This is a genomic window from Arthrobacter sp. 4R501, from assembly GCF_002929755.1.
Classification (GTDB): Bacteria; Actinomycetota; Actinomycetes; order Actinomycetales; family Micrococcaceae; genus Arthrobacter.
This window is the reverse complement of record NZ_PJIW01000012.1, coordinates 100,657-113,227: the sequence shown is the minus strand read 5'-3', so window position 1 is coordinate 113,227 and position 12,571 is coordinate 100,657. Positions and strand designations below refer to the sequence as shown.

Here is a 12,571-nt window from a genome sequence, read left to right as displayed (position 1 = left end):
TCGGGCTGGGCCTTGCCAGCGCCGTCGGGGCGGCCCGGGCAGTGGAGGACGGCCGCACCCTGGTGCTGGCCTCCGGCGACGGCGGTTTCCTGATGGGCCTGTCCGACCTCGAATCGCTGATCGGTGCGACGAGCAGCGCCGTCGTGGTGATGTACAACGATGCCGCCTACGGAGCCGAAATCCACCAGTACGGCTCCCAGGGCCTGACCCAAAAGCCCATGCTGATCCCCGAGGTGGACTTCAGCGGCATCGCCCGCGCGCTCGGTGCCGAGTCGGCCATCATCCGCTCACTGGCGGACCTTTCCGCACTCACGGACTGGATCGACGCCGGCGCCAAGGGAACCTTCGTGGCCGACTGCCGCATCACCTCGACCGTCAGGGCACCGTGGCTGAGCGAGTGGATGGAAGCCTCGAAGGCCGCGAAGGCGGCTGTGGCGGGCTAGCTGGTCGTGCCTGCCGCACACACCCGGCGGGCCGCCGTCGTACTTTACGACGGCGGCCGGCTGGCAGGGTGCCAAACTCCCCAATTGTCCCGGGCGCCTATTGTCCCGGGGCGCGGTAGGCCGGCGTCTTCTTGGCCGCTTCGTCGAGGTCTTCCACAGACGGGAGCGGCTTCAGGCGGACGTTGACGCTCCCCGTCGAATTGATGAGCAGCGACAGTGCTGCGGCACTGGCATCGTCCGGCGCCTCAAAAACGCCGAGGACGTCATAGTAGCCAAAGGCGTAGTAGAAGCTTTCCAGCGTTCCCCCAACGGAGCTGAGGGCCTCCACCAGGGCATCACGCCGCTTGGTTCCGCCTTCCTGCATGAGTTCCATGGCCGTGCAGGAGCGGCCCAGATCCGGCCCCTTATCCCGTGGAAACGGGGTGAATGACCCCGCTACCGCCGACGCTATTCCTCCGGATCCAGGCCGTCAATACACGGGGATACCTCTCCGGACCCGAACCTCGTCCCGGGCATCGGCGAGAGAATCAGCATCGGAGCGTTCCACCTGTGGGTGGCGGTCCTTGCGTCAGTGCGATGGCATCTGGGGAGATCCAGCAGCGGCTTTCCCCAAAAGCCAGCCCCACCAGATCAGGACGGCGCCGAAAAGCACGCCCGCGAGCAGGCCCAACACCGGAACGAACGGACCCTCAAGGGCGACGAACAGAATGCTGCTCACTGCCAGCAGCACCCCGGCTGCACGGGGGAAAACGGAGCAGCGGGCCGCCGCGGCACCGATCATCCCCAGACCCAGAAACCATCCGAGGGCTGCAACGCCGACGACGATCATCGGCCAGGAAGCCATTAGCGGCCCGTCAAGCCGAAGCAGGTCAGGAGCCCGCTCCGCAAGCACCGGAAATACTATCGCTTCGACGGCGGCAAGACCGCCGGTACAGCCTGCACCCACCAGAGTGACCACTAGGCCTGCATGTCCCAGCCTGCCCATTTGATCCCCATGGGCGGCAACAAGGCCGGTCGCTCCAAAAACTGTCAGAACAAAGACAACCAAGCCAGCCAGGTGCACGGGAACCCACCACGCCGCCGATTCCAGGACCACATCACCGACCGGCCGATCGAAAATACTCGGGTGCAGCAAGGTCACGGCGATGAGCAACACACCGGTTACCGCAAATGACACCGCTGATAAGCGAAGCGAAACCCTTAACATGGCCATGCCCCACTATAGATTTTGGCGCCGCCACTGGGAACGGCGCCGCCCTGGGAATCGAACTGCTCCTTCCCTATGGGGACATGACCCATAGGTTGCGGGCACAGTCCTGAGACGATGCAAGAGGTGTTACCCGGCTAACGTCGGAACAGCGAAAACCGGACAGCCGGTTCATCAGTTTTGGGAGCGGCAATGAGGTGCGTACCGGAGGAAGCGCAAATCGGCGACGGACACCTCCGGAAGAGGGCCCGTTCAGCGCTGACGGGATACTGGCTGACGGACCAGGGCATCGATCGATAGCTCGGGCTGGGCCTTGCCAGCGCCGTCGGGGCGGCCCGGGCAGTGGAGGACGGCCGCACCCTGGTGCTGGCCTCCGGCGACGGCGGTTTCCTGATGGGCCTGTCCGACCTCGAATCGCTGATCGGTGCGACGAGCAGCGCCGTCGTGGTGATGTACAACGATGCCGCCTACGGAGCCGAAATCCACCAGTACGGCTCCCAGGGCCTGACCCAAAAGCCCATGCTGATCCCCGAAGTGGACTTCAGCAGCATCGCCCGCGCGCTCAGTGCCGAGTCGGCGATCATCCGCTCGCTGGCGGACCTCTCCGCGCTCACGAACTGGATCGACGCCGGCGCGAAGGGAACCTTCGTGGCCGACTGCCGCATCACCTCGAGCGTCCGGGCCCCGTGGCTGAGCGAGTGGATGGAAGCCTCGCGGGCCGCGAAGGCGGCGGTGGCGGGCTAGTTGCGCACCTGCAAGTCCACCCGGTGGGCCGGCAGGCCGGACCTATGCCAAGCCGCGCGCCGGCACTTTCCCCGATGGCACGAAAAAGGAGGCCGATGACGACACCCAGTGTCGCCGTCGGCCTCCTTTTATGCCCGGCGGTGGTGCTATCCCCCGCAAGGCGCTGGACCCTAGGCCGCCGTCGGAAGCGTTACGTAGCTGCCTTCGATGACGCTGGCGGCAACAACGGGAGTGCCGTCTACTGTGACATAGCTGCCACGGGTGGTGGGGGGCAGGTTTCGGGCACCGGCGACGGTGACATAGCTGCCCTCGACGCCGGCGGGGACGCTGCCGGCGGGGAGAGTCACGTAGCTGCCGCCGCGTACTGCGGTGTCAGCGACAGTGATCCCGGTAGCGGTCTTGAGGGTGGTTTCGGTGGTGGATGAGGATGTTGCGGGGTTTTGGGTCAGCAAAGTCATGGGTTCTCCTTGGAGTTTCAGGATGAGGGCCATACAGGTTCTTGTGCCGCTCAAGCAGGAGGGCGGTTGCGCGTTGTGTCGCTTGCCCCGCTGGCCCGGGTATGTTCACCGGTGCGGCACTCAAGGGCTACGGTGGCCTGTACCTAACGTTACAGGCTTATCGTGAGCTACTCAGAATAAGGTGGGAAGGCTCACGTTTACGCAAGGCGGCTGTTCGCCATCCGATGCGGGGACTAGTCTGATCCGCATCAACGTCCACCGCCGTCAAGGAGCCGTCATGGCCGGGTTTGTGCAGATCATCGAATTCAAGACCTCCCGTATCAAGGAGATTGAAGAACTGGGCCGTCCCTCAAGAACCGAGGGGAGCGCTCCGGCCACGTTCCGCCGGATTGTTGCCACGGCGGACAGGGACCACCCGGGCACCTACTTCACCATCGTCGACTTCGAATCCTTTGAGTCGGCGATGGAGAACTCCGGCCGGCCGGAAACGTCGGAGTTCGCTGCCAAAATGGCGGAACTGTGCGACGGACCCGTGATCTTCCACAATCTGGATGTCATGTGGGAGGACACCGGAGACGGCGCGGGCAACGGCTAGCCAGCTTCAGCAGGCCGCCTGACGGGGCACCGGCGCAACCTTCCCGGAACGGTGGCGAACCCAGTTCGCCACGGGTGTAAGGGTCCCGTTGAAACCCCCTAGCCTTGGAACATCGGATACAAAGCCTCATCTGCTGTTCCCTGGGTCCTGTCCGCGGTAAACAATTTCGAAAACCACCCGAAAGGTATACACCCATGCGGATACTCGTCGTCGGAGCCGGAGCCACAGGCGGAGCGTTCGGTACGCTCCTGCAGGAAGCGGGACGGGATGTCACCTATTTGGTGCGTCCGCGCAAGCAGGAGGTCCTTCGCCGCGACGGGTTACGCTTCATCTCCCCCACCGCTGACCGGACGCACCCGGTAAAAACCATCACCGCCCCGGACGGGTCAGAGGCCTTCGATCTGATCCTCGTCACGGTCAAAGCCACCGCGTTCGAGGGCGTACTCGGCGAGATTGGCGCTTTCGTGGGGCCTGGAACGAGCATCATTCCCATCCTCAACGGCATGGCCCATGTGGACCGGCTTGAGCAGTTGTACCCGGGCCAGGTACTCGGCGGCCTGGCCCGGATCGTCGCCACTCTTGAGGGCGATGTGGTCCGCCAGCAGATGCCCCTCACTTCCCTCACGGTGGGCGGGCTCAACGGAAACCCTGTCCCTACGGATGTTTCCGAAGCTCTGGACGTGCCCGGCGTCGACTTCTCGGTAGTGGACGACGTAGCCGGCGCCCTGTGGGAGAAATGGGTATTCATCGCGGCCGCGGGGATCGTCAACTGCCTGTTCCGGGCGCCGGTTGGACGGATCATCGACGCCGGCGGGCGGTCCAGGATCCTGGAGGCCATCAGTGAAACCGAAGCGGTGGCGGCGGCGGCGGCAGGACATCCCGTTTCCGACGCGGGTCATGCACAGGCGGTCGGTATCCTGACTGAACCGGGATCGGCGTTCACTTCCTCCCTGTACCGGGACCTCAGCGCAGGGCTCCCATCGGAAGCCGAGCACATTTTGGGCGACCTCGCGCGCAGGGCCCGCGAGCTTAGCGTCCAGACGCCGCTGCTGGACCTCACCCTCATCCAGATCAGGGCGGGCCTTCCGGCCTGAACCACTCCGGCGCGGCCAGCACGCGGCGGAGCCAGCGACCGGAGCGGGCGAGCTGATCAACCGGCGACGCCGTGCTCTTCCCGCTGCACCGAAAGACCGGACAAGACTGCCACATCACATCGAGCGTCCGGCCCCGTGGCTGAGCGAGTGGATGGAGGCCTCGCAGGCGGCGAAGGCGGCGGTGGCGGGCTAGCAGCAATTCACAGGTCCACCGCCTAACATGTCCACATGAAGGCTGCCACGGACGCACGCTCTGCCGCCGTTGTAATCAACGCCGGATCACGCCGAGGGGCGGCACACGAACTTGCCGTGGACTCGATGCAAAAGGCAGGCGTGCCCATCTCCGCCGTGCACCACGTGATGTCCGGGGCAGACCTGGCCGGAACGTTTGACCGGGTGCTTGCGGACGGGCACGACCTGGTCGTAGTTGGTGGCGGCGACGGGACTGTGTCCTACGCCGCCGGTCAGGTTGCCGGCACCAACGTTGTGCTCGGCGTTCTTCCGCTGGGCACCGCCAACGACTTCGCCCGTACGCTGGAGATACCCAACAACCTTGCCGAGGCCTGCGCCACCATCGCCGACGGGAAAGTAGTGGACATCGACCTCGGCCGGGCCAACGGTGAGCCCTTCCTCAACGTCGCGTCCGTGGGCCTCTCGGTGGCTGTCACCGAAGCTCTCAGCCCCCGCCTGAAGCGGTACATCGGGCCATTGGCGTACAGCATCGCCACGCTAACGGCTTATGCCCGGCACAAGGCGTTCCGGGCCCGTCTCGAGTTCCCCGACGGGGACCACGAGCCGATGGAACTCGACAGCGTGCTTCAGGTGGCCGTCGGCAACGGCCGGCATTACGGCGGCGGCAACACGGTCTCCCCCACGGCAGGGATCGACGACCACACCCTCGACATCTACGCCATCCTGGCGGGACCGCTCCGGGAGCATGTGAGTATCGCGCGGTTGCTCAAGGACGGAAGCTTCATCAAACACGACCGGGTGTACCACCTGACCACCAGACGTGTCCGGCTGGTCACCGACCAGCCGCTGCCGGTGAACCTCGACGGCGAGATTGCGACCGCCACGCCCACCGACTTCACCGTCCAGCGCAACGCCGTCCACGTCGTGGTGCCCCAGAGCAGCACCAGCGCACTGTTCGACGGACCGGGCGCCGCGGACTAGCCGTCCACGTGAGTGAGCTCTTCCGCACTGAAGCCTCACCGGCTTGCAGCCTGCCGCCGCTAACCACTGGATAGGAGTTACCAGAGCAGTTCAAGGTTGCGTACGTCGATTCCCTGCCTGGCCGCCAGCCATGTCTCTATCACTTCGCCGAGGTCTGATTCGTGGCCGGCGAGCCCAAGTCGTTTCGTATCATCCGCCGTTGTCGGAATGTGGTCGTGTCCATCCTGGGGTGCGCCGTGCGAGCATTTCGAGCACATCAACCGGATCCCGGACCAATCGTCGAGTCCGAGCCCCCGCTGTCCAAAGAGGTTCGACAGTGCCTGGACATCGTCTGAGGTCGCACCGACTACCTGGGCCTGCCACGTCGGCAGGCCGGATTCTTCGAGACGTCCCAGCTCGTCGAAGACTGACACCTCCTGTCCGTCGAGCCGTCGGGTCCCTTTGGGTTCGCCGTCGTGCAGGACAGTGTCACGGAACCGATGGCCGGACTCCGGCAGCGGAACGCTCGCGATGACTGCGTGGGCCGGGCTCCGCCGCCAGCACCAGACCACCTCAGTGTTCCCGGCCGAAAACAGCACCTGGTGAGGGAGGCTGGGCTGGTCCGGGTTGAGTCGGACCGGAGCCATGCCGCAGTCGACGTCGATGGGCCCGGCCTCGGCCCGAAACTTGTCCAGTCCGTAGGCGACCCACGCACTCCTGGCGGCGGACCAGTCACCCAGTGCTGTTGACGCGATGCCCAGGTTCCATGCTGCCGGGTTGGCTCCGTTGAACTCCTCAGCATCCGCCTCCGTGAAGAGGTCCAGCGCCCGGGAGTTGCGGTCCAGGCTTTCCGGCCAGTTGCCAACGGCTTTGGACAGCAGACCGGCCTGAAACCAGCTGTAATAGGACTTCGGAGTCAGCTCCAGCAGTTCGGAGGCCAGCACTGCCGCTAGGCCGGCGTCTGCTGCAGCGTCCGCAGCCTTCCAGTCTGACCACACGTCGTGAGGTCTCCGCTTCTTCCTAAATCCCGCCCAAATTTGTCCCATCATCCGAACAATATGCAGCTCGCCCTGCTCTGCCGGGACGCCACGCGCTAGGGAGAATAATCCATCGGCCTCTCGGGTGCCCTAGATCCTGAGATCAGTTCGGCGGGCCGCCTGGATCGGCTACTCATGCTGCAAGTTTCGGCTGAACGTCAGCCCCCGCAACCGGTCCGTGAACGTGTTTCCAGCAGCCCGACCCCGCACGTAACAACCCCGTTCACCCGGTAAACTTATGGAGGAATTGTTCGGCCCGCAGAGCCCGGTTCCAGCCCCCTCCTCCTTGAATGGAACAACTCCCCCATGTCCTCCGCGACTTCCGCGCCGGCTGCCCAGCGTTTCCCGCTGCCCGCCATGATGGTCCTGGCCACCATCGCCTTCACCGCCATCACCACCGAACTGCTCCCCTCCGGCCTGCTCCCCCAGATCAGCACCGGCCTGAACGTCTCCGAACCGGTGGCCGGCTACCTCGCCGCCGCCTACGCCGCCGTCATCGTGGTCACCGTGGTGCCCGCCGCACGGCTGCTCGGCAAGGTCCCCAAGCGCCCCCTGCTCGTGGCGCTCGTGCTGACGTTCGCGCTCAGCAATGCCATGGTGGGCCTGGCACCCGACTTCACCTCCGCCATGATCGCGCGGCTGGTTGGCGGCCTGGCCCACGGACTGCTCTGGACCACCATGGCCCCCTACGTCGCGCGTGTGGTCCCGGCTGCCAAGGTGGGCAAGGCACTGGCCATCGTCTTCAGCGGCAACAGCCTGGGCCTGGCCATCGGCGCCCCGATCGGCACCGCGCTTGGCGGCTTCCTCGGCTGGCGCGCGTCGTTTCTGGCCCTCGCCGGCTTCAGCATGCTCCTCGCCGTCGTCGGGTTCATTCTGCTGCCGTCCGTCCGGCGCGCCGCCGGCGAGGCCCGCCCTTCCCTCCGCGCGGCCATCGCCCAGCCCGGCGTGAAACCGGTGGCCATCGCCTGGCCGCTACTGGTCCTGGCCCACTTCGCGCTGTTCACCTACATCGCCCCGTACATCCGAGACGCCGGCCTGCCCGACTACGCCATCACCCTCTCCCTCACCGTCCTGGGCGTCTCCGGCCTGCTGGGCATCTGGATCGCCGGCCTCACCGTCGATTCCCATCCCCGCCGTTCGCTTTTGATTACGACGGCGGCAATCGCCGTCTCGATGCTGCTGTTGCCGTTCGTGGGCGGCAGCCTTGCCTCCACACTGGTGCTGATGTCGGTGTGGGGCGCCGGTCTGGGTGCCATCGGCATCTACAACCAGTCGGCCATCCTCCGCGCCGGCCGCGAGAACAAGGACGCCGCGAACGGCCTCGCAGTCCTGACCATCCAGCTGGGCATCACCATCGGCGCGCTCTACGGCTCCGCCGCCCTGGTGGTGGCCGGACCGCTGCTGGTCCCGGCCGCCGCGGCCCTCCCTGTTATCGCCGCACTGGTCATCGCCTGGGCCGGAAAGACGGCGGCGTACCCGCCCGGCCTGCGTGAGTCGGTGTGGAAGAGCCCGCGGCCCATCGAGGAGCGGGCGGGCACGCGTTAGATCCCACTCACCTTGTGGCCGGCGGCGGCGACGGGCCAGTTGAGAGCCCCCTTGGGTGCGATCTAAGCTGCCGGGTCGCCGTCGCGTTTGGCCGCGTGGTGGCCGCCTATTGCGGCGCGGATGTCGCCCTCCTCGTGCCCGCCCTTCTTTTTGCCGAACGGCAGCGCGTTGAGCAGCGGATGCACGATGGCCATCACCACGAGGCCCCAGGCGAGTCCGACGACGGCCGAGCACAAGGTGTTCACGAGCCAGGCCAGGAAGCCGCCCACCACAGCGATCCCGGCGAAGGGGTGCTCGAGGACATGGACTATGTCGTAGGGCGCGTGCCAGCCGAGGTCGTGTGCACCCTGCACCATGATGTGGCCACCCACCCAGAGCATGGCGATTGTCCCGATAAAGGTGATCGCGGCCAGCACGGCGGGCATCCCCTTGACGAGCAGCTCACCGGTGCGCTGGGAGCCGGCAGAGTCTTTTGCGGCCAGGTGCATCCCGATGTCGTCCATCTTGACGATGAGTGCGACGGCACCATAGACGGCCACCGTGATCACCAAGGCCACGACCACCAGGATAATCGCCCGGGACAACAAGGAATCCTGGGCCACCTCGTTCATGGAGATGACCATGATCTCGCAGGAGAGGATGAAGTCGGTGGTGATGGCGCCCTTGATGACTTTGGCCTCGGCCTCCGGGCCGCGTTCAACCGCCGGCGCATCTTCCTCCGCGGTGTGGTGTCCGCGGAGCTTGTGCCAGACCTTCTCGGCGCCCTCGTAGCAGAGGTACGTGCCGCCCGCCATGAGGATGAACGGGATGGCCCAAGGGACGAACGCGCTGATGAGCAGCAGGGCCGGCAGGATGATCAGCAGTTTGTTGCGGAGCGAGCCCCAGAAGATCTTCTTGATCATCGGCAGTTCGCGGGACGGGTCCGCCCCGGACACGTACTGCGGGGTGACGGCGGCGTCGTCGATCACCACGCCGGCGGCCTTGACCCCCGCTTTGGCGGCTCCGGCCGCGACGTCGTCCACCGAGGCGGCCGCTATGCGGGCCAGGGCGGCGATGTCGTCCAGCAGGGCGACGAGACCGCCGCTCACAGTTCGGCCCCGAGCTGCTTGAGGGCGGACGGCTGAGTGTGGATACCTAGGTCAAGGCGCGAGATTGGCATGCTCCGAGTCTATTGTGGCCGAGAGCCTAGCGTGGAGTTCGCCTCCCTGCGGCTAAACTCCCGGCTTCCGCTTCCACGCGATCGCCAACCCCAGCACCACGGCGCCCAGCCCCAGCATCACCAGGACCATCAGTCCCCAGTTCGCCTGGTTCACGCCGGGCCCGTACAGCACACCGATCAGCACCGTCGCCGTGATGGCGCCGAGGTAGCGGCAGGTCTGGAAAATGCCGGCCGCCACTCCCCTCTCCGCCGGCCGGGCGGACACGTACAGGCCCTGGTTCGACGCCGTGCTCACCACCCCGTACGGCACACCCATCAACGCGGTCAGCACAAACACCAAGGGCGGCCACAGGGACAACGTCAACGCCCCCAGCCCGGCCGAGGCCACCAGCAGGATCAGCACACCGGCGATCAACACCGAACGCACGCCGAACCGCTCAATCAGCCGTACCGTCACCGGCGTGACCAACACGGACATCGCCGCCAGGGGCAGCATCAGCAGACCCACCAGCCCGGCGTCGTAATGTCCCGCCTCCTGCAGCAGCTGCGGCAGGCCGAAGAACGCAAAGTAGTAGACGCCGCTGAAGACGACGAACACCAGATACACCAGCAGCAGCGGCCGGTTCCGGCCGAGCAGCCGCAAGTCGAGGAATGGCGGGCGGAAGCGCAGCTCCCGCCACGCGAACAGCGCGGCAATGCCGGTCGCCGCGCCCAGGAGCCACCAGCGGTATCCCGGCATCACGTTCAGCAGCGCCATCATTGCGAGCATCAGCGAGGTGACGAAGGCCAGGATGCCGGGGATGTCGGAGTCGCGGATCAGGGCTGAGAGCTTCCCGGTTTCGCGTCCGGCATCGGCCGGCGCCGTCCGGTGCACCACAATCAGCGCCAGCAGCGCGAGCGGCACGTTGACGGCGAACAGCGCCTGCCAGCCCAGCAGGCTCACCAGCAAACCGCCGACGACGGGTCCCACCGCGGCCGACGACGTGTTCGCCATCTGGATCCGGCCCAGCGGGCGGGTGGCCGGCAGCTTCGCCAGCCGGCTCAGTTCGGTGACCATCACGACGGCGGACGGGTACGCCGTCGCCGTCCCCACGGCCATGAGCGCGCGGGCCACGCAGACCAGCGCAAAGTTGGGCGCAAACGGAGCCAGCGCACACGTCACCGCCACCAGGGCCATCCCGAACGTGAACAGGCGGCGCGGCCCGAAGCGGTCCGCGAGCCTGCCCATGAGCGGCTGCCCGGCCGCGGACGCGAGGTAGAACGACGTGATCACCCAGGTGACGGTGGCGACGTCGAGCGCGAAATCCTCCCGCAGAACCACCAGCGCGACGGCGATCATGGACGAGTTCAGCGGGTTCAGGGAAGTGCCGAGGCTGAGCGCAGCGATCGCGAGGCCGGGACGGGGTTTGTGCGTCACGCCCCTAAGTCTGGTGCATGGTTGCTTCGGGTCACGAACCTACTCAGGGGTGCGCGGCGAGTCGAGCTCGCCGGCAATCTTCTCCTCCAGGGCGGCCAGCGTCGCTTCGGGCGGGACGATCAGCCCATCCAGCTCGCGCCGGGCGCGCCTGTAGGCCGTCTGCCGCTCCGCCGGAGTGGCGGCATTGTCCGAGGCGATATTGAGCAGCTTCCTGGCCGTTGCCAGCCGCTGGCGTTCCAGCTCAGTGAAGTTGTGGTCCTTGATCCGCTTGGCCTCCCGCTCCGCGACGTCGAAGGCCAGCTCGAAGCCGTGCACGACTGTTCGGTACTCAGCCAGCCCGGCCGCCGTCGTAGTCGATAAGTTTCCCCACGTCCAGCTCGTAGTCCAGCCACCGCCGGTTCACGGCGTCGTGCACCAGGGCGGCGACCTGGGCCTGGCTGGCCTGCTCCGCCTCCACCGCCTGGTTCTTGAGCTTGTACAGCTCCAGCCGGCGACGGTGCCGGCGTTCGCTGGCCTTGGACCACTGCCTTGCCCACCCTCCGGCCATTCCGCTGAGAGGGAAGACCAGCCACCAATAGTGGCGAAGGAAGTCAAAGAATTGATCCACAGATTCATCGTCCCACCTGAGCGCGCCCACTGACACGCATTTCCCGGGTCAGGTCTTCGTGGGAACGGCATCTAAAACCCGTTGACATGTGACTAAATAGTCACCTATTCTTGAACCGTGGACGCCGTATTCAAGGCCCTCGCCGACCCCACCCGCCGGGACCTGCTCGATGAGCTCTTCCGGGAGGACGGGCAGACCCTGCACGCGCTCGAGGCCCGTTTCGAGATGACCCGCTACGGGGTCATGAAGCACCTCAAGCTGCTGGAGGAAGCCGGCCTGGTGGTCACCCGCCGTCGGGGCCGGGAGAAACTTCATTTCCTTAATCCGGTGCCCATCCGCCTGGTCCACGACCGCTGGGTCAGCAAATACGCACAACCATGGGCCGCTGCCCTCAGCGACCTCAAAACCAGATTGGAAAGTCCCATGGAAAAGATCTTCGAAATCTACATCAAGACCACTCCGGAGCGGCTTTGGGAAGCCATCACCACCAGCGAGATCCGCAGCAAGTACCAGTTCGGCAACAGCATCCAATCCGACTGGACCACGGGCAGCCGCTTCGAAATGGGCAACCCGAAGGCCGACGGAGCGCTGCTGGGCGAAGGCGAGAACATCGAAGTCGATCCCCCACGCAAACTCGTTCAGACCATGACTGCGCTTTGGGGCGAGGACGTGAAGGCCGAAGGCACCTCACGCATCACCTGGGAGATCGAACCGGTGGGCGATTCCTGCCATCTCACCGTCACCCACGACCAGCTCCGCGAAGGCGCCAACGAACAGCTCTACGGCGGCTGGCCGATGATCCTCTCCGGCCTCAAGACCTGGCTGGAAACCGGCGAAAAGCTCACCACGCCGGGCTCACTCATGTACACCTAAGGCGACCGTCGGCGCCCAACCCGGGGCGCCGCCGTCGTACTCCCCCCACGCCGAGAGGCGTGCATTGTTTTCGCACCTGGCGCTGGTACCGGTGCTCGCGCTGTCCATCATCTGGCCGGTCCGCCGAACGGTTTGGCTGCTCTCGAGGATGCGGGCAGGTCCGGGTGATGCAAGACGGCAGAGGATGGAACCGGCTGGCCCGCTCCGACGCGACCGGCGCACTCAGGCAAGGCGCCGCCG

The 12,571-nt window shown here is 66.0% G+C and carries 12 protein-coding genes and 2 pseudogenes; 7 read left to right on the top strand and 7 right to left on the bottom strand.

Translation table 11 applies throughout. The annotated features are described in order from the left end of the window. Positions 1 to 443: thiamine pyrophosphate-dependent enzyme (locus CXR02_RS13590; RefSeq protein ID WP_258060959.1), on the top strand; the 443-nt coding region annotated here is incomplete at its 5' end. A 97-nt stretch (positions 444 to 540) separates the two neighbouring features. On the opposite strand, the gene CXR02_RS13585 is transcribed toward CXR02_RS13590, so the two are convergent. Beyond that, positions 541 to 816, bottom strand: coding sequence for a GYD domain-containing protein (locus CXR02_RS13585; protein WP_104062490.1), 276 nt, complete (start codon positions 814 to 816; stop codon positions 541 to 543). A 195-nt stretch (positions 817 to 1,011) separates the two neighbouring features. Beyond that, positions 1,012 to 1,620, bottom strand: coding sequence for a hypothetical protein (locus CXR02_RS22170; RefSeq protein WP_146072545.1), 609 nt, complete (start codon positions 1,618 to 1,620; stop codon positions 1,012 to 1,014). 330 nt (positions 1,621 to 1,950) lie between these two features. Between CXR02_RS22170 and CXR02_RS13575 the strand changes: the two are divergent. Further along, a pseudogene (locus CXR02_RS13575) lies at positions 1,951 to 2,394 on the top strand (thiamine pyrophosphate-dependent enzyme); the annotation flags it as partial. A gap of 170 nt (positions 2,395 to 2,564) precedes the next feature. Here the strand turns inward: CXR02_RS13575 and CXR02_RS13570 are convergent. Beyond that, positions 2,565 to 2,852 carry a hypothetical protein gene (locus tag CXR02_RS13570; RefSeq protein WP_104062489.1) on the bottom strand — a complete coding sequence of 96 codons (288 nt, stop codon included), beginning with the start codon at positions 2,850 to 2,852 and terminating at the stop codon, positions 2,565 to 2,567. Positions 2,853 to 3,129: 277 nt separating this feature from the next. On the opposite strand from CXR02_RS13570, the gene CXR02_RS13565 reads away from it, so the two are divergent. From CXR02_RS13565 to CXR02_RS13555, 3 genes are all read left to right on the top strand, one after another. Continuing rightward, complete coding sequence (locus CXR02_RS13565; RefSeq protein WP_104062488.1) at positions 3,130 to 3,447, top strand: hypothetical protein; 318 nt, start codon at positions 3,130 to 3,132, stop codon at positions 3,445 to 3,447. A 194-nt stretch (positions 3,448 to 3,641) separates the two neighbouring features. Continuing rightward, entirely contained in the window at positions 3,642 to 4,541 is a 900-nt protein-coding gene (locus tag CXR02_RS13560) for a ketopantoate reductase family protein (RefSeq protein ID WP_104062487.1), read from the top strand. Between the two features lie 228 nt (positions 4,542 to 4,769). Further along, positions 4,770 to 5,714: a lipid kinase gene (locus CXR02_RS13555; protein ID WP_104062486.1), complete on the top strand. Its 945-nt coding sequence runs from the start codon at positions 4,770 to 4,772 to the stop codon at positions 5,712 to 5,714. A 77-nt stretch (positions 5,715 to 5,791) separates the two neighbouring features. Here the strand turns inward: CXR02_RS13555 and CXR02_RS13550 are convergent, their stop codons facing one another. Next, complete coding sequence (locus CXR02_RS13550; RefSeq protein ID WP_104062485.1) at positions 5,792 to 6,691, bottom strand: hypothetical protein; 900 nt, start codon at positions 6,689 to 6,691, stop codon at positions 5,792 to 5,794. Positions 6,692 to 7,036: 345 nt separating this feature from the next. On the opposite strand from CXR02_RS13550, the gene CXR02_RS13545 reads away from it, so the two are divergent. Then, positions 7,037 to 8,275, top strand: coding sequence for an MFS transporter (locus CXR02_RS13545; protein WP_104062484.1), 1,239 nt, complete (start codon positions 7,037 to 7,039; stop codon positions 8,273 to 8,275). A 62-nt stretch (positions 8,276 to 8,337) separates the two neighbouring features. On the opposite strand, the gene CXR02_RS13540 is transcribed toward CXR02_RS13545, so the two are convergent. The 3 genes and pseudogenes from CXR02_RS13540 to CXR02_RS13530 form a co-directional block, all read right to left on the bottom strand. Further along, the gene (locus CXR02_RS13540) at positions 8,338 to 9,363 is read right to left on the bottom strand and encodes a DUF808 domain-containing protein (protein ID WP_104062483.1); all 1,026 of its coding nucleotides are present in this window, start codon (positions 9,361 to 9,363) and stop codon (positions 8,338 to 8,340) included. 123 nt (positions 9,364 to 9,486) lie between these two features. Next, positions 9,487 to 10,851 carry an MFS transporter gene (locus CXR02_RS13535; protein WP_104062482.1) on the bottom strand — a complete coding sequence of 455 codons (1,365 nt, stop codon included), beginning with the start codon at positions 10,849 to 10,851 and terminating at the stop codon, positions 9,487 to 9,489. A gap of 39 nt (positions 10,852 to 10,890) precedes the next feature. After that, positions 10,891 to 11,458 (bottom strand): annotated as a pseudogene (locus CXR02_RS13530) (hypothetical protein). A 117-nt stretch (positions 11,459 to 11,575) separates the two neighbouring features. On the opposite strand from CXR02_RS13530, the gene CXR02_RS13525 reads away from it, so the two are divergent. Beyond that, the gene (locus CXR02_RS13525) at positions 11,576 to 12,331 is read left to right on the top strand and encodes a metalloregulator ArsR/SmtB family transcription factor (protein WP_104062481.1); all 756 of its coding nucleotides are present in this window, start codon (positions 11,576 to 11,578) and stop codon (positions 12,329 to 12,331) included. Positions 12,332 to 12,571: the final 240 nt, after the last annotated feature.